At 34.4% G+C, this 19,697-nt stretch carries 20 protein-coding genes; 18 read left to right on the top strand and 2 right to left on the bottom strand.

Translation table 11 applies throughout. The features are described from left to right. Positions 1-94: 94 nt before the first annotated feature. The 10 genes from ACLTBU_RS01010 to rsfS all read left to right on the top strand — a co-directional run bounded on the left by ACLTBU_RS01010 (position 95) and on the right by rsfS (position 8,447). Positions 95-1,936, top strand: coding sequence for a TIGR03960 family B12-binding radical SAM protein (locus ACLTBU_RS01010; protein WP_177669680.1), 1,842 nt, complete (start codon positions 95-97; stop codon positions 1,934-1,936). Then, entirely contained in the window at positions 1,926-2,618 is a 693-nt protein-coding gene (locus ACLTBU_RS01005) for a TIGR03936 family radical SAM-associated protein (protein WP_177669683.1), read from the top strand. Before ACLTBU_RS01010 ends, ACLTBU_RS01005 begins: the two co-directional genes overlap by 11 nt. Further along, complete coding sequence (locus ACLTBU_RS01000) at positions 2,611-4,017, top strand: ribonuclease E/G (RefSeq protein ID WP_249332456.1); 1,407 nt, start codon at positions 2,611-2,613, stop codon at positions 4,015-4,017. The genes ACLTBU_RS01005 and ACLTBU_RS01000 overlap by 8 nt, the downstream gene beginning before the upstream one ends. Before the next feature lie 120 nt (positions 4,018-4,137). Continuing rightward, the gene (gene rplU / locus ACLTBU_RS00995; protein WP_177669687.1) at positions 4,138-4,449 is read left to right on the top strand and encodes a 50S ribosomal protein L21; all 312 of its coding nucleotides are present in this window, start codon (positions 4,138-4,140) and stop codon (positions 4,447-4,449) included. Between the two features lie 5 nt (positions 4,450-4,454). Continuing rightward, positions 4,455-4,793, top strand: a complete 339-nt coding sequence (locus tag ACLTBU_RS00990; protein ID WP_177669688.1) for a ribosomal-processing cysteine protease Prp — start codon at positions 4,455-4,457, stop codon at positions 4,791-4,793. Positions 4,794-4,812: 19 nt separating this feature from the next. Further along, positions 4,813-5,103: a 50S ribosomal protein L27 gene (rpmA, locus tag ACLTBU_RS00985; RefSeq protein ID WP_177669690.1), complete on the top strand. Its 291-nt coding sequence runs from the start codon at positions 4,813-4,815 to the stop codon at positions 5,101-5,103. Between the two features lie 102 nt (positions 5,104-5,205). Beyond that, positions 5,206-6,483 carry a GTPase ObgE gene (gene obgE, locus ACLTBU_RS00980; protein ID WP_177669692.1) on the top strand — a complete coding sequence of 426 codons (1,278 nt, stop codon included), beginning with the start codon at positions 5,206-5,208 and terminating at the stop codon, positions 6,481-6,483. A 24-nt stretch (positions 6,484-6,507) separates the two neighbouring features. Continuing rightward, positions 6,508-6,798: a ribosome assembly RNA-binding protein YhbY gene (gene yhbY / locus ACLTBU_RS00975; RefSeq protein ID WP_177670006.1), complete on the top strand. Its 291-nt coding sequence runs from the start codon at positions 6,508-6,510 to the stop codon at positions 6,796-6,798. A 68-nt stretch (positions 6,799-6,866) separates the two neighbouring features. Beyond that, positions 6,867-8,054 carry a nicotinate-nucleotide adenylyltransferase gene (gene nadD / locus ACLTBU_RS00970; protein ID WP_177669694.1) on the top strand — a complete coding sequence of 396 codons (1,188 nt, stop codon included), beginning with the start codon at positions 6,867-6,869 and terminating at the stop codon, positions 8,052-8,054. A gap of 48 nt (positions 8,055-8,102) precedes the next feature. After that, on the top strand, positions 8,103-8,447 hold the full coding sequence (rsfS, locus tag ACLTBU_RS00965) for a ribosome silencing factor (RefSeq protein WP_177669696.1): 345 nt from the start codon (positions 8,103-8,105) through the stop codon (positions 8,445-8,447). Positions 8,448-8,483: 36 nt separating this feature from the next. On the opposite strand, the gene ACLTBU_RS00960 is transcribed toward rsfS, so the two are convergent. Then, on the bottom strand, positions 8,484-9,833 hold the full coding sequence (locus ACLTBU_RS00960) for a D-alanyl-D-alanine carboxypeptidase family protein (RefSeq protein WP_320649814.1): 1,350 nt from the start codon (positions 9,831-9,833) through the stop codon (positions 8,484-8,486). A 116-nt stretch (positions 9,834-9,949) separates the two neighbouring features. On the opposite strand from ACLTBU_RS00960, the gene ACLTBU_RS00955 reads away from it, so the two are divergent. From ACLTBU_RS00955 to holA, 6 genes are all read left to right on the top strand, one after another. Beyond that, the gene (locus ACLTBU_RS00955) at positions 9,950-10,573 is read left to right on the top strand and encodes a helix-hairpin-helix domain-containing protein (protein ID WP_412217114.1); all 624 of its coding nucleotides are present in this window, start codon (positions 9,950-9,952) and stop codon (positions 10,571-10,573) included. Positions 10,574-10,584: 11 nt separating this feature from the next. After that, positions 10,585-11,271, top strand: a complete 687-nt coding sequence (locus tag ACLTBU_RS00950; RefSeq protein WP_177669701.1) for a response regulator transcription factor — start codon at positions 10,585-10,587, stop codon at positions 11,269-11,271. Positions 11,272-11,371: 100 nt separating this feature from the next. Further along, on the top strand, positions 11,372-12,697 hold the full coding sequence (locus tag ACLTBU_RS00945) for a sensor histidine kinase (RefSeq protein ID WP_337531019.1): 1,326 nt from the start codon (positions 11,372-11,374) through the stop codon (positions 12,695-12,697). Between the two features lie 16 nt (positions 12,698-12,713). Further along, positions 12,714-13,661 carry a GerMN domain-containing protein gene (locus tag ACLTBU_RS00940; RefSeq protein ID WP_177669706.1) on the top strand — a complete coding sequence of 316 codons (948 nt, stop codon included), beginning with the start codon at positions 12,714-12,716 and terminating at the stop codon, positions 13,659-13,661. A gap of 49 nt (positions 13,662-13,710) precedes the next feature. Beyond that, complete coding sequence (locus ACLTBU_RS00935; RefSeq protein ID WP_412217112.1) at positions 13,711-15,951, top strand: DNA internalization-related competence protein ComEC/Rec2; 2,241 nt, start codon at positions 13,711-13,713, stop codon at positions 15,949-15,951. Between the two features lie 4 nt (positions 15,952-15,955). Then, on the top strand, positions 15,956-16,918 hold the full coding sequence (gene holA / locus ACLTBU_RS00930) for a DNA polymerase III subunit delta (protein WP_249333192.1): 963 nt from the start codon (positions 15,956-15,958) through the stop codon (positions 16,916-16,918). A gap of 51 nt (positions 16,919-16,969) precedes the next feature. Here holA and rpsT read toward each other — a convergent pair whose 3' ends face one another. Next, positions 16,970-17,233: a 30S ribosomal protein S20 gene (gene rpsT, locus ACLTBU_RS00925; RefSeq protein ID WP_177669711.1), complete on the bottom strand. Its 264-nt coding sequence runs from the start codon at positions 17,231-17,233 to the stop codon at positions 16,970-16,972. 161 nt (positions 17,234-17,394) lie between these two features. Here rpsT and gpr point away from each other — a divergent pair, with 161 nt between their 5' ends. Both gpr and ACLTBU_RS00915 read left to right on the top strand, forming a co-directional pair. Then, positions 17,395-18,402 (top strand): GPR endopeptidase, encoded by a 1,008-nt coding sequence (gene gpr, locus ACLTBU_RS00920; RefSeq protein ID WP_337531021.1) that lies wholly within the window; start codon positions 17,395-17,397, stop codon positions 18,400-18,402. Between the two features lie 60 nt (positions 18,403-18,462). Then, positions 18,463-19,638, top strand: a complete 1,176-nt coding sequence (locus tag ACLTBU_RS00915; protein WP_249333194.1) for a stage II sporulation protein P — start codon at positions 18,463-18,465, stop codon at positions 19,636-19,638. The last annotated feature ends 59 nt before the right edge of the window (positions 19,639-19,697 follow it).

Genomic DNA, 19,697 nt, shown 5'->3' with positions numbered 1-19,697 from the left:
AACAAGTCTTTTTTTTATGGATATTTATAGATGCTAAACTAAGGTTTAAATATAAAAGGAATACAACACGTATTTCATTAATTGGAGGACAAAAATGACTATTTTATCAGATCATATTTTAAAGCAAGTTGATAAGCCAGCCAGATATATTGGTGGCGAAATTAATGCCTATAACAAAGAATTATCTCAAATAGATATACGCTTTGCTTTTGCATTTCCAGATGTTTATGAAGTGGGGATGAGCCACTTAGGAATGCAAATTCTTTACCATTTCTTAAATCGACGTGAAGATACATTCTGTGAACGTGTTTTCTCACCATGGGTAGACATGGAGAAAATCATGAGAGAAAAACAAATGCCACTTTTCTCTTTAGAAACACATTCACCTATTAAAGATTTTGATTTTGTAGGTTTTACACTTCAATACGAAATGAGTTATACAAATATCTTAAATATGCTTGATTTAGCAGGTATTCCACTTTTAAGTAAAGATAGAAAAGAGGATGATCCAATTATTGTAGCAGGTGGTCCATGTGCGTATAACCCAGAACCTCTTGCACCATTTATAGACTTCTTCTATATTGGTGAAGGAGAACTTGCTTATGATGAGATTCTTGATCTTTACAAAGCATATAAACAAGAAGGACGTACAAGAACTGAATTTTTAGAAGCACTTCTTGAAATTGAAGGAATGTATGTACCTTGTTTCTATGAAGAGGTTTATAAAGAAGATGGAACAATTTTAGAGAAGAAACCACTTCATCCAAAAGCAAAAACAAAAATTCGTAAACTCATTATGCCAGATATGGATGATGTATATTATCCAACAACACAAGTTATTCCTTGGATTCAAGCGGTACATGATCGTGTAACACTCGAAATGTTTAGAGGTTGTTTAAGAGGTTGCCGTTTCTGTCAGGCAGGTATGATCTATCGTCCAGTACGTGAAAAGTCGAAAGATGTACTTTTAGGCTATGCAGAAAAACTTTTAGCTTCTACAGGATATGAAGAAATCAGTTTAGCATCTCTTAGTACAAGTGACTATAAAGATCTAGAACCATTTGCAAATGAACTTGTAGAACTTTGCGAGAAAGAATGTGTTAATATTTCTCTGCCATCACTTCGTATTGATGCTTTCTCTGTAGATCTTATGCAAAAAGTACAAGAAGTAAGAAAGAGCAGCTTAACTTTCGCACCAGAAGCTGGGACTCAGCGTATGCGTGATGTAATCAATAAAAATATTACAGAGGAAGAAATTTTAAGAGGATGTGACCTTGCCTTTAATGGAGGCTGGAATCGCGTTAAACTTTACTTCATGCTAGGACTTCCAGGTGAAACACCTGAAGATGTAGTAGGTATTGCAAACCTTGCTGAAAGTATTGTAAACACATACTACAATATTGATAAGTCTAAACGCCAAGGAGCACTTCAACTTGTTGTAAGTACATCTTGTTTCGTACCAAAAGCCTTTACACCATTCCAATGGGAACCACAAGATACATGTGAAAGTTTCATTGAGAAACATGTTATGCTTAAACGTGCTATTTCAAGCAAACAAATTAAATACAATCACCATGATGCTAAAACAAGTGTATTAGAAGCTGTTATTGCAAGAGGAGATAGAAGGGTAGCAGGTCTTATTTATGAGGCATTTAAATTAGGTTGTACATTTGATAGCTGGAGTGAACATTTTGATGGAGAGAAATGGAATGAAGCAGCACGTCTTTCAAATGTAGACTTTGCTTTCTATGCGAATAGAAGACGTGAATATGATGAAGTATTCCCATGGGATCATATTGATATTGGTGTAACAAAGAACTTCCTTATCCGTGAGAGCAAAAAAGCCCATGAAGCTGTAACAACACCACAATGTCGCGAGAAGTGTTCTGGATGTGGGGCAAGTAAGTTTAACAAAGGAGTATGTTATGAGAACTAGATTAAAATTTACAAAACAAGGCTATGTAAAATTTGTAGGTCATTTAGATACAATCAGAATGTTCCAAAGAGCAATTAGAGTAGCGCGTCTTCCAATTTCTTATTCACAAGGATTTAATCCACATGCAAAAGTATTCTTTGCCCTTCCTTTATCAGTAGGTGTAGGAAGTTGTGGGGAGTATATGGACATGCTTACGGATACAGATATTCATGTAGAAGAGGCTGTAGCAACTTTAAATACTATTTTACCAGAAGGTATTAAAATTGTAGAAGCTTCAGTGATTAAAGAGGGAACACCTTCTCTTATGAGCTTAGTAACAGCTGCAGATTACCGCATCACTTTTGAAAAGAATCAGCTTACACCTGAACAAATTGAAGGTGCAAAAAAAAGATTAGATGCTTCTGAACTTGTTGTACTGAAAAAAGGTAAGAAGAAAACAAAAGAGGTAGATATTAAACCCCTTATTCATCATGTGGAGATTAAAGAAGAGGATGGCACAATTTTTGAAGTAAGGATTGCGGCAGGCAGTATGGAAAACTTAAATGTAGACCTTCTTTTAAAATCTTTATTACAAGTAGAACTTGAAGGTATGGTTTATACTATAGAGAGAGAAGAGCTCTATGCAACTACAGAAGAAGGGCATCTTAAGCCGTTAAGCGAAGTTGGAGCAGAAAATGCATAAGCAAATCCTTATTGATGATGCTTTAAGTTTTATGCGCATTGGGATACTGAGTGAAGGTACTTTACATCAAGTTTATATACAAGATGAAGAAGATGTGCTTAGTCAAAATACAGTAGTGCAAGGACAGGTTCAAAAAGTTGTAAAGAATCTTAAAGCAGCTTTTATTGACTTTGGAAAAGATAAGAATGGTCTTTTGCATTTTTCAGGGGTACCTGAAACTTATCTTAAGCATTTACAACCAGGTATGCGGCTACCTGTTCAAGTCCAAAAAGAGAATAAAGGTGAAAAAGGAGACCGTCTAACAGCAATGGTCAGTATACAGGGTTACTATTTAGTGGCCCTTCCTTTTGAAACAGGTATTCAAATTTCTAAAAAAATTAAAGATAAGCATATAAAAGCAGAGCTAAAAAGTTGGATTGAAGAAGTAGCTTTAGAGGACGTAGGCTTTATTGTACGTACGAATGCAGAGAAAGCTTCTAAAGAAGAGCTGATAGATGAAGCAGCTTTTTTGCTTGAGAAAGTAACTCAATTTAGAAAAATGAAAGATGCCATGCAAAAAGGGACAACACTTATAGAAATGGACTCTCTGTATTGGCAAGTTATTAAAGAACATGTAACACCAGAAGATTCAGTGGAGATTATTTGTAATAATGATCAGATTTTAAAGGATGTAGAAGAAAGACAGAAAGTGTTCTTAAAAAATGTAGAGTTCACTTATAAAGTTTATCCTTATTGTGAGAATATTTTTAGACTGTTTAGTATAGAAAAAGATTTTATGGATATACTCAAGAGAAAGATTTGGCTTAAAAATGGTGGTAATATTGTAGTAGACTATACGGAAGCTATGACTGTAATTGATGTCAATAGTGCTAAAGCTATAGAAGGTAAGAATAGTAACGTGGCAGTACGTAAGCTAAATGAGTTAGCTATAGAAGAAAGTCTTTATCAGATTATGAGACGCAATTTATCAGGTATTATTATTATAGATTTAGTAGATCTTAAGTCAAAGGAAGATCGTATACAGCTTTATGAATTTGCTAAGAAGCGTTTTATGGCATTAGATGGAAGACGTTCTAAGATCTACCCCCTTACTGAATTAGATTTACTGCAAATTACACGTACTAAGAAGTACCTGCCTATTCATCAAAAGCTTAAAACTGCTGAGGGAGAATACCATTTTAATTATATCTTTTTTGAGATTGAACAAAAAATCAAGCTAACTGCAAGTGAAACAGCTATGAAACAAATCTATCTTTATGGTCATAGTGAACTTTTAACTTGGATTAAAACTACCGAGAGGGATAGACTTATAGAGGAAACTTATGGTATTAAACTTCATCTTATAGAGAAAACGTCACTTTCAAAAAGAAGTTATGAAATTAAATATCATCTTGCATAAATAAGTTGACATGATACAAGTAGTATGATATATTAATGAAGTGTTTTAGCCGCACGGAGAGGTTTTGAAACTATTTATAGTACCACATCCGGCGAGTTTACGGTTTAAGGAGGTGTACAGATGTACGCAATTATTGAAACAGGTGGCAAACAATACAAAGTTGAAGTTGGCACAAGCTTATTCGTTGAAAAATTAAACGTAGCAGCTGGTGAAACAGTTACTTTCGACAAAGTATTAGTTGTATCTAAAGATGACAAAGTTGTAGTAGGTAGCCCTGTTGTTGCAGGTGCAGCAGTTAAGGCTGAGGTTGTAGAAGAAGGCAAAGGTCCTAAGATCATTGTTTACAAATACAAATCTAAAAAATCTTACCACAAAAAACAAGGTCATCGTCAACCTTTCACAAAAGTGAAAATTACTGCTATTGAAGCGTAATTCCTATGATTCGAGTAGACCTTTATTATGATAAAGAATATCTAACAGGCTTTAGATTATCTGGACATGCAGGCTATGCTGACCATGGACAGGATATTGTCTGTAGTGCTGTGAGTGTTCTTGTGATTAATACTATTAATGCAATAGAAGCATTAACTACCGAAATCGTTACACTAAACAGTGTAAAACAGTCTGAGGGCATTATTGATTGTGCTTTTCCGAAGCGTAAGCAGGGTGCACCAGATGAAAAAGCAACGCTTCTTTTAGAGGCGATGCTAATGGGCCTTAGGTCTGTTGAACAAATGTACGGAGAATACATTATCATAAAAAATAAATCACTTTAAAACTCAGGAGGTGGATTAAATGATGCGTTTAGACCTTCAGTTTTTTGCTCATAAAAAAGGGGTTGGATCTACAAAAAATGGTCGTGACTCTGAATCAAAACGCTTAGGCGCTAAAAGAGCAGATGGACAAATCGTAAAAGCTGGTAACATCTTATATCGTCAAAGAGGTACTAAAATTCATCCAGGCGTTAACGTAGGCCGTGGTGGAGATGATACTCTTTTTGCTTTAGTTGATGGTAGAGTTAAATTTGAACGTAAAGGCAGAGACAAAAAACAAGTTTCTGTATATCCAGTAGCACAAGAAGCGTAATAGAGATATACTTGAAGGTTTCAACATCTGTTGAAACCTTCTTTTTATTAAGAGAGTGAAAAATAAATTTTAACATACACTATAGATGAAAGGAGTGAGACAATGTTCGTAGATAACGTGAAAATATTTGTTAAATCAGGAAAAGGCGGAGATGGACATGTTTCTTTTAGAAGAGAGAAATATGTACCCAATGGTGGTCCAGACGGTGGAGATGGAGGCCGTGGTGGACATATCATTTTCCAAGTTGACCCTGGTATGAATACTTTAATGAACTTTAGGCATAAAAGACACTATAAAGCTGAAAACGGTGAAGATGGAGGCAAAAAACGTTGCCATGGTAAAGATGGAGCGGATTTAATTATAAAAGTTCCACAAGGAACTGTTATAAAAGAAGCAGAGACCGGAAAAATTATTGCTGACCTTCACAAAGTTGATGATAAACAAGTTATCTTCAGAGGCGGTTACGGTGGTCGTGGTAATCAGCATTTTGCTACACCAACAAGACAGGCACCAAAATATGCAGAAAAAGGCCGTCCTGCTAAAGAATATTGGGTTACACTTGAGCTAAAAATGATTGCGGATGTAGGTCTTGTGGGCTATCCAAATGTAGGGAAGTCTACACTACTTTCAATGGTAAGTAATGCACAGCCTAAAATTGCAAATTACCATTTTACAACTTTATCACCAAACTTAGGAGTTGTCTCTAATCAATATGGCAAACAATTCGTTATGGCTGATATTCCTGGACTTATTGAAGGGGCTGCTGAAGGTGTAGGTCTTGGACATGACTTCTTACGACACGTAGAACGTACAAAAGTACTTGTGCATGTAGTAGATGCTTCAGGAAGTGAAGGACGTGACCCAGTTGAAGATATTCATGCAATCCAAAGAGAATTGAATCAATATAATCCTGAGATTATTGAGACTAAACCACAAATTATCGCAGCGAATAAGATGGATATTGAAGGAGCTGAAGAAAATCTTGAGCGTCTTAAAGAAGTTTTTGAACCAGAAGGGCTTAAAGTGATTCCAATTTCAGCAGCAGCAAATGATAATTTACAAGTTTTATTAGAAGATGTAAGTAACCTACTTGCAACTGTGCCAGATGAAGTTATTGTATTTGAGCCTGACTTTGAAGAAGAGCAAACAATTGACCATGAAGCCTTTACAATTAATAATGAAGAAGAAGGTTACTTCATTGTTGAAGGTGTAGGTGTAGAGAAGATGATAGGTTATACTTCACTAGATACAGAAAAAGGGTTTGCATTCTTCCAGAAATATCTGCGTGAACGAGGTATTATTGATGCACTTGAAGAAGCTGGCATCCAAGAAGGTGATACAGTACGTATTTATGACCTTGAGTTTGAATATTATAAATAGAGAAGGAATGTACCTATGAAAACAATTACAAGCAAACAGAGAGCTTATTTAAAATCTATTGCTCAAACAGTAGAGCCGATTTTCCAAATTGGTAAAAATGGTTTAACACCAGAAGTTACAGAAGCTATTTTACTTGCATTGGATGCAAGAGAAATTGTAAAAATTTCTGTTTTAAATAACTGTTTAGAAGATCCAAAAGAAATGTGTCAAGTACTTAGTGAACGTACACATTCTATACCAGTACAAGTTATCGGAAAGAAAATTGTACTTTATAAACCAGCAAAGAAAAACCCTAAAATTACATTACCTTCATAATATATGGCGCTACTTTATGTAGCGTCATCATTATCAATAAGGATAAACTTTAAAAGGAGAGACTTAGGATGAAAATTGCTATTATGGGTGGAACATTTGATCCTATACATATGGGACATTTAGTAACAGCAGAAGCAGTAAGACATGAATTTAAAATTGATGAAGTACTCTTTGTGCCTACAGGAAACCCACCACATAAAGCGGGTATGGGAATTACACCAGCAGAACAGCGTTATTTAATGACTGTCTTGGCTACAGCAGCAAATGCTCACTTTAATGTATCCCGTATTGAGATTGATAGGAAGGGAACAACTTATACGATTGATACTATTAAGGAACTACGTACTTTATACGGCCCAGATACACAGCTATACTTTATTACAGGAGCAGATGCTGTACATGAAATTCTGACATGGAAAAATTCTGAAGAGCTTCTGCAAATGTGTACTTTTGTAGCGGTAACAAGGCCAGGCTATAAAAAACAGCAGCTTATTACACATATTGATGAATTACGTAGTCAGTATCATTCAAGTATTAAATTTTTAGAAGTGCCAGCACTCGCTATTTCATCTTCGGATATTAGAGCACGTGTGAAGAATGAGGCTCCTATTAAATATCTTGTAACAAGTGCTGTCGAAAACTATATTTATAAACATAAACTCTATACCCATCCAGTATCCTTGAATAAAGGCCTTATTACAAAAATGAGCGAGTATGTAAGACGTATACTGTCAGAAAAGAGATATGAACATACAAAAGGTGTAGTAGAGATGGCAACAGAACTTGCTAATCTTCATAATATCAGTACAGATAAAGCTTTTATTGCAGCTCTATTCCATGATATTGCAAAAGAAATGCATATGCAGGAAGCTTTAGCTATTTGTGAGAATGAAGGCATTGTACTAGATGAATTTGAAAGAGAGCATCCTCACATTATACATGGCAAAATTGGTGCACTACTTCTTGAAAAAGAGTGGGGTATACATGATGAAGATATCTTAAATAGTATTCGTTCTCATACAATAGGGAGAGAACATATGACAGATTTAGAGAAGATTATTTATCTTGCAGATATGGTAGAGAGAGGGCGAAAACCTTATCCTGGTATTGAAGAAATAAGAAGACTTGCAAAATATGATTTAAATAAGGCCATGTATATAGCATTAACAAGATCAAAAGACTATGTTGTAAATCATCAGAAACAGTCTATGCATCCTATAACAGATATTTTAATCAAGGAGTATGCGTTATACTAAAAAGACATTTTTAGAATAAGTGTTATTTAAGAAAGGAGTTTTAGACTATTGCATAACGAATCTATTTTACTAGCACAAAAAATTTATCACATTTTAGATAATAAAAAACTTGATGATATACAAGTGTTAGATGTTCATGAGATTACAACACTTGCAGATATTTTTATTATTGTAACGGGAAGTAATACAAGACAAACAAAAGCTTTAGTGGATGAATTAGAAGATGCATTATCTGAAGAAAATATAGAAGTGATTCAAAAAGAAGGCTATCAGACAGCTAACTGGATCTTAATGGATTATGGTAATGTCATTGTACATGTTCTATATAAAGAAGATGCAGAATTCTATGGTCTGGATAGACTTTGGCAAGATGGTAAAACAATTCTTTTCTAAAAATAAAAGGATGCTACAAAAAATGTAGCATCCTTTTTATTTTAATGTTTTTGAAAATTTAAGTTTTTTATGTTTGAAGCGTTTTTTATGTTTACGTTTAATGATTATAATAAGTATAACACAAATACTTACTAGAATTCCCAGTAAAATGAGGAAAGAGGAAAGAGGAAAAGTAATAAGTGGTTTAGTAGGCTGGTTTGCCGTATAGGGTGAAGAAGCATATTCAAAATCTGCTACTTTAAGATCACTACGTGCAAGAACTTTATTATTGTAAATATATTCAATGGAGCCTACGACATCGCCTGGACTTACGCCCATTTCGAGATATTCTGGGAGCGATATATTCGTAACAAGGTCACGTAATTTAATGTTTTTATTAATAAGTACGGATTCGTTGCTTGAAGCAATAATATCACATTTTGCAAATTCAATAAGTTTGCCGCTTTTAATAGAATAGATAGGTAGTGTGGAAATGACTTCATCTTGTGTAAGGAGATCAAAGATTTCATAGTTGTTGAAGCCATAGTCGAGTAATTTAGAAGTATCTTCATACATACCTTGTTTACTGCTACTTTTTAAAATAACGACGATAAGATCAATATCTCCTTGTCTGGCTGCTGTAACTAATGTATGTCGTGCTTGGTCAGTATACCCTGTTTTACCCCCAATAACATCTTGCCTATATAATGTACTATCACCAAATGGTGTTAATAATTTATGTTGCTGAGCAAGATAGCGTTTTTCATTTACTTTATTAGTTGGGGGAATCTCATAAGTGAAATTTCCCATGATTTCTAAAAAGTATTCATTGTTATAAAGAGCGCGCATAATAAGAGCCATATCTAGTGCAGTTGTATAGTGATTGTCGTCGTGCAAACCATGGGGATTAGCAAAATGAGTGCCTTTAGCTCCTAAAGATTCAGCCTTTCTAGTCATGGCAACAGCAAAGTTTTCAATAGATCCACTTACTTTTTCAGCGATACCATTAGCCACTTCATTTGCAGACATAAGAAGGAGTCCGTGTAAGGCTTGATCAACTGTAATTTGTTCCCCTACACGCATTCCAATGTGGCTACTATTAGGTTCTATCCCATAAATAGCTTCTTCTGAAAAGGTAATCATATCAGAAGGCTTCAGATTTTCAATAGCTAATAAAGCGGTCATAAGTTTTGTAATACTTGCAGGATATTGTCTAAGTGTACTATTTTTCTCAAATAAGATTTCTCCTGTTTTAGCATCCATCAAAATAGCAGATTCAGCTTCTACTGTAGGAGCTCCAGAAGAACTGTTATTGGCATCTAATTCAGCAGAATAAATAGGTGTATTAAATAATAATGTTAAAATTAATACAATATTAATAAATTGTCTAAAAGTATTTTTTTTCATAAGTACGATGATACTCCTTTCAATAGTAATAGTATATAAAAAATATAAGTATTCGTAAAGGTCAAGGTGACTAAGTTATGCAAAATATGTTAAAACTTTGTACAAGAGGTGATTATGTGATAAAATTATTAAATAAGTATAAAGTTCTGTTTATCTTTATATTACTAACTGTTTCTAGTTTAATTTATAGCATAGCTCATCAAGACCAAGAAGTTATTGAAATTATTCAAACAACAGAATTAGAAAGCTTATCTATAGATGAAGAAGTAGAAATACCTCATGAACAGATTGTTCCTACTAATAAGATGGTACCTGTTTTTATTTGTGGAGCCATTAAGAGGCCAGGTGTTTATGAGATTAGGGAAGACAGCCTTATAGAGGAAGTCGTCATGAAAGCTGGAGGATTTACTGAAGAGGCTAATAGGGAAGCAACTAATCTTGCAAGAGTTGTAACAGCACATGAGCAAATCTATATCCCGAAAGTAGGAGAAGAAATTGACAAAGTGATGGATTCATATGACAATAGATTAAGGGAAAGTGAGTCTGGTCGCACGAATATTAATACAGCAGAAATTCAGGAACTTGAAAAGCTTCCGGGAATTGGAGAGGTGAAAGCCAGTCAGATTATTGCATATAGAAATGAGCATGGATTATTTAAAAATTTAGAGGAGTTAAAAAATGTTTCTGGCATTGGTCAGAAGACTTATGAAGCTTTACTAGAATATATTACAATAGAATAGGAGGAGTTAAAATGAATAGTAGAGTATTAGTGGTAGATGATGAAAAACTCATTGTTAAAGGAATAAAGTTTAGTCTTGAACAAGAAGGCTGGGAAGTGGATGTAGCTTATGATGGGGAAGAAGCCCTTAATCTGGTTAAACAGGGACATTATGATGTGATGATTTTAGATGTGATGCTTCCCAAATATGATGGGCTACAGGTATGTCAGCTTGTAAGAGAGTTCTCCAATATTCCTATTGTTATGCTTACAGCAAAAGGTGAGGATATGGATAAGATTATGGGACTTGAATATGGAGCAGATGACTATGTGACGAAGCCTTTCAATATTTTAGAACTTAAAGCACGTATTAAGGCTATTTTAAGACGCTCTGTACAAAGTGAGAAAGAACAGAGTAAAAAGCTCCTTGAAGTAGGCAGTTTAAAATTAGAGTTAAGTAGCAAACGTGTATTTTTAAATAATCAAGAAATCAATTTAACAGCTAAAGAGTTTGATATGCTTGAACTTTTTGCAACCCACCCAGGTAAGGTGTATAGCCGTGATCAGCTTCTTGATACAATTTGGGGGCGTGACTACCCTGGTGATGTTAGAACAGTAGATGTACATGTAAGAAGGCTGCGTGAAAAGATTGAACCAAATCCAGGGCAACCTGAATATATTCATACTAAATGGGGGGTAGGTTACTATTTTAAGGATTAAGATGAAATGGTTCCATAGCCTAAGATGGAGATTATTTATCTTATTCTTTTTAGTAAGCTTTTTGCCATTTATGTTTTTTTCTCCCATATTAATGGGGCGTATGGAATCTTATTATATTGAACAAAGTAAGCACGATTGGCTTAGGGAGGCAAATCGTATCTCAATACAAATTACGCAAGGTAACTATCTCAAAGACCAATCAAGTTATACTTACTTTGAGTCCTATATTAAGGGACTTGGTAAAGAAAAGGGATTTGATGGACGTATTGTAGTTGTAGATAGACTAGGTTATATTATTGCAGATTCAGCAGCTGCTGATAAAGGGCATACCATTATGAATAAGCAGGTTTTTGATGCCCTTAATAAAGAAGAGAGTGCACAGGTTTTTATAAGAGAAGACCAAGAAGTGATCAGTGCAGTTGTTCCTATAGTAGATAAAGAAAATAAAGATGAAGTATTAGGTACCGTTGTAGTTACAGCCTATATAAATGATATTTATGATTCATTAGGTGAAATGCGTAATCAAGTTTACTTATTATCTTTATTTACAAGTTTTCTGATAGGCTTATTAAGTTTCTTTACTTCTTCTTTTATTTCAAGACCACTTAAACTTCTTATGAAATTTGTACAAAAGATTACGAATGGCCAGCTTGACCAAAAAGTAGATATTAAAGGGAAAGATGAAATTGCAGAACTGGGTAATGCTTTTAACCATATGGCTGAGCAGTTGCAACGTGTCGAACATTCTAGACAGGAATTTGTATCTAATGTATCTCATGAATTAAAAACACCTTTATCTTCTATTAAGGTTCTAACAGAATCTTTATTATTTCAGGAAAATGTACCTGTAGAAATGTATCAGGAATTTTTTATGGATATTAACTCTGAAGTGGACAGGCTCAATAATATTATTAGTGACTTATTGACACTTGTTAGGCTGGATCAGACAGAAGTACCGATGAACATTAAAACAACCAACCTAAATGATATGACACAAGCCATTTTAAAAAGACTTATTCCTTTGGCTAAGAAGAAAGACATTAAGCTTATTTATCAAAGTCATAAGGAAATTTTTGTAGATATTGATGAGGTGAAGTTGACACTTGCTATATCCAATCTTATTGAGAATGCTATTAAGTATACACCAGAAGGTGGAGAAGTAAGAGTTATTTTACAAAGTGACCTTCAAGATGCATGGGTAAGTGTAGAAGATACGGGTATTGGTATTGCAAAAGATGAACAATCTAAAATATTTGAACGCTTCTATCGAACAGATAAAACACGTAATAGGGAAACAGGGGGAACAGGCCTGGGGCTTTCTATTACATACCGTACAGTTATTATGCATAATGGTTCGATACAAGTAGAAAGTGAAGAAGGTAAAGGTTCTATTTTCACAGTTCAAATACCGATTAGGCAGATATAAGAGGAGGCAGAAGAGGATGAACAAATGGATACGTATCCCCCTCCTATTACTAAGTTTAAGTTTTCTTTTATTAGGTGTAGGGTGCTTTAATGGTAATAGTTCAGGTGGGGATTTAGAAAAAGTTAACCTTTATTTTTATGATGAACATCAGAATGCATTAGTTATGGAAGAACGTAAACTTGAAATAACGGCTGATATGTCGAATGAACGCCTGATGCTTACAGTCATTGATGCACTTGCAAAAGGACCGCAGACAAGTAACCAAGGTGCAAGACCCATAAACTTTAATATTGACCAGGCTATTTTAAAGGAACGCAGTGCTTTTATTAATTTTACAAAGGATTATGATAAATTAGATACGCCAACACAGATTATTCATCGGGCTATGCTTGTCTATACGCTTACAGAGTTAGAATTTATTGATAAAATTGAATTCTTTGCAGGGGATCAGCCACTTGTCAATAGCAATGGCGAGAAGATTGAACCAGTAGAGCGCAAAGATATTTTAATTAGTGTACTCAATCCTAAGCCACCGACAAATAGTCAGATTATTACTTTATACTTCCCAGGACCACAAGGTGATTTGCTTTATAAAGAACCAAGGGAAATTAGAGTCGATAATAATACACCACTTGAAAATTATATTCTAGCAGAGCTTATAAAAGGTCCTGTCACACAAGGATTGGTAGCACCACTACCTATAGATACAAAGGTTAATGCTATTAAAACACAAGATGGGGTATGCCAAATTGATTTGTCTTATGATTTACAAGTACCACAGCTGGCTAATGGTTTACGAGAAGATATTGTGATTTATTCTATTGTAGACTCATTAACAGAGTTATCAAGAATCAAAAAAGTTATTTTCCTAAAGGATGGAAAGAAACAGACAGAGTTCACACTTCCAATCCATACAGGTGGTATCTTTGAAAGGAATGAAGCGATTATTGCACCGACTCCATAGACCCTTAGTTTGGGTAGGAATTTATTTTATATTAGGATTAATAGGGGGAATGATAAGAGAGAATATCTCATATCATTCCTTTTTTATTTATGGTTTAATTGTACTTGGAAGTAATTTAGTGATTATACATTACACAAAGAAATGGGCTTATATGCTCTTAATTATTATGATGGGGATAGGAAGCGTAAGTATGCAGATGCATCCTGTATCTAAAGAACAGTTTTTAGAAGGAGAACAGGTCACTTTAAAGGGGATTATAATAGATGAAGCAGAAACAGCTTTTAATCAAGTTCTTATTTTAGATCAAGTGATAAACGTACAAAAGGATAAAGCAGTAGCCTTAAGAAGTAAGATTAAAGTGATTACAAATTATCAAGAGGACTTTCATTTAGGAGAGACTGTACTTATACAGGGAAAAGTAAATCCTTTACCTAAGCAGTACAATCCCTCTGACTTTGATTATGGTCTTTATTTAAAAAGTCAGGGAATTGTCAATGAAGTCAAGCTACAACAAGTTATAAAAAGATGGCCTTATAAAGGTGTACTTTATAAAATAAGAGAGAAAGTGCGTATGCAGATTGAGTACATTTTTAAAGGGCAAGATGATGGCTTAGTGAGTGCTTTAGTAATAGGAGAAGACGGAGATTTGAATGCTGATACAAAGGCATTGTACGAACAACTAGGGATAGCACATGTACTTGCTATTTCAGGTTTGCATATGAGTATCATAGCAGGTGGCATCTGGTGGCTTTTAGGATTTATGAATCTAGATTATGAAATGAGAAATTGGATGAGTCTAATAGGTATATGGAGCTATAGCATACTTGTAGGTATGGGGGTATCTGTTATGCGAGCAAGTATAATGTTGACTGTTATGCTTATTGTAAGAAGTTTGTGGGAGGAGGATGATTTATTAAGTAGCTTAGCACTAGCAGCTTTAATTATTCTAATAGGTAATCCTTTTCAACTTTATCAGGTAGGTTTTCAGCTTTCTTTTACGGCCTTATTAGGTACAGCTTTTTATCAATCTATTTATCGCTTTATAAAACATGAATGTGGCTGTACAAAAAGTGTGCTTAAGATATGTCGCATACTTTTACCTTCCATATGTATAGGATTTTTTATAAGCCCTGTTATAGCTTATCATTTTTACGAAGTACCTCTTTTAAGTGTACTCCTTAATGTACTGCTGGTCCCTGTTTTTGGATTTTTGCTTCCTTTAATATTCATAGTCCTTTTATTAAGTATGGTAATGCCAGGCATTAGTTTTTTATTAGCCTATAGTATTTTAGGTTGCCTAGAGGGTATTAAAAGTATAGGAGCTTTTCTGACTACATTGCCCTATGCCACTTTAATAGTAGGTAGGCCAAGTGGCTTGCTCCTTATTTTATACTATGGCATGTTATGCCTAATAGGTTTTAATCTAAATAATATATGGCGTAACAGAAATTATTATTTAATGGGAGCAGCCGGTCTAGTGCTTTTAATAGGGCTTTTAAATACAGAGGGATCATCTGTGGATATTACACATCTTTATGTAGGGCAAGGAGATTGTACTGTTGTAACAACACCAAAGGGCAAGGTGCTACTTATAGATAGTGGACCAGAGCAGTCGGGCAAGAAGGTAGAAAGTTATCTTAAATATAAAGGAAAAAGGCAAGTAGATTTAGCTGTTGTTTCACATCCTCATGAAGATCATATAGGTGGGCTTATTGATTTAATAGAGGCAGGCTATCCTGTAAAGGCAGTTATGTGGCAAGTGCCTGATCATTTAGAAGATGATTATGTCTTTAGACTTACGAAATTGTGTAAGGCGAACAAGATTCCAATTTATAAGGGGTATACAGGTAATGAAGTGAGAATAGATGATGTTTGCCTACAGGTGCTTTGGCCTTACAAAGATGCTGACTATAGCAATGCCAATGAAGCTTCACTTGTTTGTGTATTAAAGTATGGAGAATTTGAAGAACTGTTTACAGGAGATATTGGATTTGCTACAGAAAAGTATTTAGAAAATGATTTAGATGATTTAGGTGATTTAGAGATTTTGAAGGTTCCCCATCATGGATCAAGTTATTCATCTTCCTCAAAGTTTTTAGAGAAACTAAGCGTAGAATATGGTATGATTAGTGCAGGTGTTCGAAATCTTTATGGTCATCCTAACAGATTAACATTAGAAAGACTTAAGGAGCAGCAAATAGAGATTATGCGTACAGATATACAAGGTGCGCTTTTTGTTCGAACAGATGGTAAACAGTATACGGTGCAGTCACAAATACAGGAGGAATAGGTACGTGAACCAGAAGGGGATTACCCTCATTTATGGTGAGGAAGAATGGATTAAAAATGAGGCTCTAAATAAAATTAAAAGTCAAAGTGTAGATGAATCAGATTTAATGAATTATACTACATTTGAAGGCAAGGATCTTATTGTTTCTAATTTGATAGACACAGGTGAAACAATGCCGTTTTTTGCAGAGGAAAAACTCATTGTTGTAAGAAAAAGTGGACTTTTTAAGGCGGGTAGAAAAGAAGATACACAAAATCTTCTTGACTGGCTTAAGAAAAAGCCTAATTATACGAAGATTGTCTTTGTGGAAGATGAAATTGATAAACGTAATGCACTTTATAAGTATGTCAAAAGTGATTTTGAAGTAATAGAAGGGGTATGCCCAGATGATGAAGCTTTAATGCGTATTTTGAAAGAAGCTTGTAAAGAGAGAGGACTTAAAATAGAAGATTATCTTATCCGATATTTAATCATGAATTTGCCACGTAATATTGGACATATTTTAATTGAACTAGATAAACTAGCATCTTATGTAGGTAAAGAGGCTGTTACAAAAGAAGTGATTAATGAGGTTTGTGTATTCTCATTAGAACAAAGAGTATTCGAGCTTCTAAAAGCAGTAAGCCAAAAAAATACGAGCCAGGCTCTAGCAATTTATAATAAACTTATTGAAAGTAAAGAATCACCTATAGGTGTACTTGTACTCATAGCTAGACAGTATCGTATTTTATTACAGGTAAAATATTTGCTACGAACGCAAACACCGATTAAGCAAATTAGTCAAAGTGTAGGTGTACCTTATTATGTGGCACAGGATTTAAGTAAGCAAGCTCAAAGTTTTAGTTTTAAAGTCCTTCAGGATATTTTAGAACTTTGCCTTGAAAGTGATAGTGCTATTAAAACAGGTAAGATGGAACCTGTTAAGTGTATTGAACTTCTTATTATTAAATGTATTACAATACAATAAAAGAACAATAAAAAACTACTAACCTTAAGGTTAGTAGTTTTTTGTATTAAATTACGCCATTTTGTTAACTAAACGAGTTAAAGTTGATTTTTTACGAGCAGCTGCATTTTTGTGGAAAAGACCTTTTGCAGTAGCTTTATCGATAGCTTTAACAGCAACTTTTAATTGAGCTTCTGCTAATGCTTTATCATTGTTGTTTGCTGCAGCAACAACTTTTTTGATGTATGTTTTAACTGCTGAGTTAAGTGCACGGTTACGTGCTGTTCTAGTTGCGATAACTTTAATACGTTTTTTTGCTGATTTAATATTTGCCATGTGATGGCACCTCCATTCATATTCTATGGACACGGTTTGGGGAATTATGAACGGTTAATCATATCATGGTACATTATATAGTATTACCAGAGACAAGTCAATGTATAGTCTCTAAATTTATGGTAAAAATACTTGAAGAGTAGTACAGAAAGGATGACGTTATGGAAAAAACGCTTACAAGCTGGACACCACGTACGGATTTAGCCTTAGAAATCGGTATGGAACTTAATAAAAATAATACAGAAGATGACGGATATCATATAGAGGGTGTAGAGGTTAAAATGACTCAAAATGAAAAATTTCCTATTACAACAACTTATGTGCATATTCAGAATGAATTAGGCGAAAGAAATATGGGGAAACCTATTGGGCATTATATTACAGTAGAGTCTCAAGATATGAAGGATAACAATCCAGAAGTACATCAAGAAATTATTCATATCGTTTCTACAGAGATTAAAAAGTTATTACCTAAAAAGTCAGAACTCCATGTATTAGTTGTAGGACTTGGTAACCGTTATGCTACACCAGATATGTTAGGTCCCGAGGTATCTGGAAAAGTACTTGTTACAAGACATCTTAAAGAACATGCTCCAGAAGCTATAGATGAGTCAGTCAATACTTTAAGTAGTCTTACACCAGGTGTTATGGGATTAACCGGTATTGAAACTGGAGAAATTATAAAAGGGGTTGTCGAAAATATTAAACCAGACTGTATAATTGCTATTGATGCACTGGCGGCAAGAAGTCCAGAACGTATTAATTCTACCATTCAAATTAGTGATACAGGTATTTCTCCAGGTGCAGGAATAGGAAACAAACGTAAGGAACTTAGTGAAGCTACAATGGGATGTCCAGTACTAGCTATAGGTGTTCCTACTGTTATTGATACGGCAACTCTTGTTAATGATACATTAGACCATATGATACATCAAATGCTTACACATGCACCCGATCATGCTTTTTACAGCCTTCTTAAGGAAGTTAGTGAAGAAGAAAAATATAGTATGATTAAGGAAATTCTTGTTCCCCAATTAGGTAATCTTTTTGTAACAGCTAAAGATATTGATGAAATTATTACCTACCTTACGACTATTATCTTTAATAGTATCAATATTGCAGTGCATCCTGGTATAGGATTAGATGATATTAATAAATACTCTAATTAGTCATAAATCCCCTTTCTAAATTATACAATAGTAAAGACAGGCTATAAGAGGGGGTACAGGATGAATAAAAATAAATTGAATATTAAACCATATGGCATACGACTTGCACTAACACTTATGATTATTTGTGGTACGTGGAAGTTGTATGCTCTATTAAATGATAAGACGAATCAACAAGCACCATTGCTTTTTACAAAGCTTACAATGCCAGCCTATAGTCAAGAAGTGCTAAATATAGATATTGAAGAAGAAGTTGCAACATCTATAAAAAGGCTCAGTATGCCCCTAGCACTTGTTAAACAAACTATGCCATTTAGTAAACTAATAGATAGAGGGAGTTATGAAGAAGAACTTTCAGGACATTTTCATATTCCTGAAGAGGAAGAGCTGATTACCCTTGAAAAAGATAATCTCTATACACCTGATTTGCCTACGCCTATTAAGCAACAAATTAACTTAGATCAATTAAGTGATCCACAATATCTTTTAAATAAAATCTATACAGGGGATCGTAATATTCTTACTATAGATGAAGAACTGTTTGAAGAGTGGGATTTTAAAGAGCTAGCGCAAAGAGAGTTTAGAATAGATGAATCCGTAGAGGGACCTAAAGTTCTTGTTTTCCATACACATGCAAAAGAACTTTTTGCAGATGAAGAAACAGGTGACTTAGGTGTAGTAGCTGTAGGGAATGCATTAGAGGAAATTTTAGAGGAAGAATATGGTATTGAAACCTTACATGTTACAGATCATTTTTATGAAAATGACACAACAACGAGTACAGATGGTTGTTATGAACGTATGGAGGCTGTAATACAAACTGTATTAGATCAAAACCCATCTATACAGATTTGTATAGATTTACATAGGGATGGTATTGAGGGAGATGCTAAAGTAACGGGGGATTTAAATGGCGAAGAGGCAGCAAAGATTATGTTCGTAAATGGTATGACCAGGCAGAAAAATCAAGCTGGAGAAAATGTTCCTATGAAGTCTCTAGTTAATCCTTATTTAGAAGATAATCTAGCCTTTTCACTGCAGATGCAGATAGAAGGGATGAAATACTATCCTCAGCTTATGCGAAAAATCTATTTAAAAGGTTACCGCTACAGCCTAAATATGAAACCTATGTCACTTCTTATCGAAATTGGTGCGCAAAACGAAACCAGTGAAGAAGCTATTAGAACAGCTGAACCTATTGCACATCTATTAGCAAAGGTTCTTGAAAAGGATTGATACATGTAAAAGGGTTATGCTATAATAAAACGAATATACTAGAGAAAATATTAAGGAGG

The sequence above is a fragment of the Zhenhengia sp. genome (assembly GCF_046966505.1).
GTDB classification, from domain to species: Bacteria; Bacillota; Clostridia; order Lachnospirales; family Cellulosilyticaceae; genus Zhenhengia; species Zhenhengia yiwuensis.
The sequence above is the reverse complement of the archived record's forward strand: the minus strand, read 5'-3'. Positions and strand labels throughout refer to the sequence as shown.

Bases quoted from the DNA above. Each gene is read 5' to 3' on its own strand.
- ACLTBU_RS01010 (WP_177669680.1), top strand. From the start codon at position 95: ATGACTATTTTATCAGATCATATTTTAAAGCAAGTTGATAAGCCAGCC.
- ACLTBU_RS01005 (WP_177669683.1), top strand. From the start codon at position 1,926: ATGAGAACTAGATTAAAATTTACAAAACAAGGCTATGTAAAATTTGTA.
- ACLTBU_RS01000 (WP_249332456.1), top strand. From the start codon at position 2,611: ATGCATAAGCAAATCCTTATTGATGATGCTTTAAGTTTTATGCGCATT.
- rplU (WP_177669687.1), top strand. From the start codon at position 4,138: ATGTACGCAATTATTGAAACAGGTGGCAAACAATACAAAGTTGAAGTT.
- ACLTBU_RS00990 (WP_177669688.1), top strand. From the start codon at position 4,455: ATGATTCGAGTAGACCTTTATTATGATAAAGAATATCTAACAGGCTTT.
- rpmA (WP_177669690.1), top strand. From the start codon at position 4,813: ATGATGCGTTTAGACCTTCAGTTTTTTGCTCATAAAAAAGGGGTTGGA.
- obgE (WP_177669692.1), top strand. From the start codon at position 5,206: ATGTTCGTAGATAACGTGAAAATATTTGTTAAATCAGGAAAAGGCGGA.
- nadD (WP_177669694.1), top strand. From the start codon at position 6,867: ATGAAAATTGCTATTATGGGTGGAACATTTGATCCTATACATATGGGA.
- ACLTBU_RS00960 (WP_320649814.1), bottom strand. From the start codon at position 9,833: ATGAAAAAAAATACTTTTAGACAATTTATTAATATTGTATTAATTTTA.
- ACLTBU_RS00950 (WP_177669701.1), top strand. From the start codon at position 10,585: ATGAATAGTAGAGTATTAGTGGTAGATGATGAAAAACTCATTGTTAAA.
- ACLTBU_RS00945 (WP_337531019.1), top strand. From the start codon at position 11,372: ATGGAATCTTATTATATTGAACAAAGTAAGCACGATTGGCTTAGGGAG.
- ACLTBU_RS00940 (WP_177669706.1), top strand. From the start codon at position 12,714: ATGAACAAATGGATACGTATCCCCCTCCTATTACTAAGTTTAAGTTTT.
- ACLTBU_RS00935 (WP_412217112.1), top strand. From the start codon at position 13,711: ATGATAAGAGAGAATATCTCATATCATTCCTTTTTTATTTATGGTTTA.
- rpsT (WP_177669711.1), bottom strand. From the start codon at position 17,233: ATGGCAAATATTAAATCAGCAAAAAAACGTATTAAAGTTATCGCAACT.
- gpr (WP_337531021.1), top strand. From the start codon at position 17,395: ATGGAAAAAACGCTTACAAGCTGGACACCACGTACGGATTTAGCCTTA.
- ACLTBU_RS00915 (WP_249333194.1), top strand. From the start codon at position 18,463: ATGAATAAAAATAAATTGAATATTAAACCATATGGCATACGACTTGCA.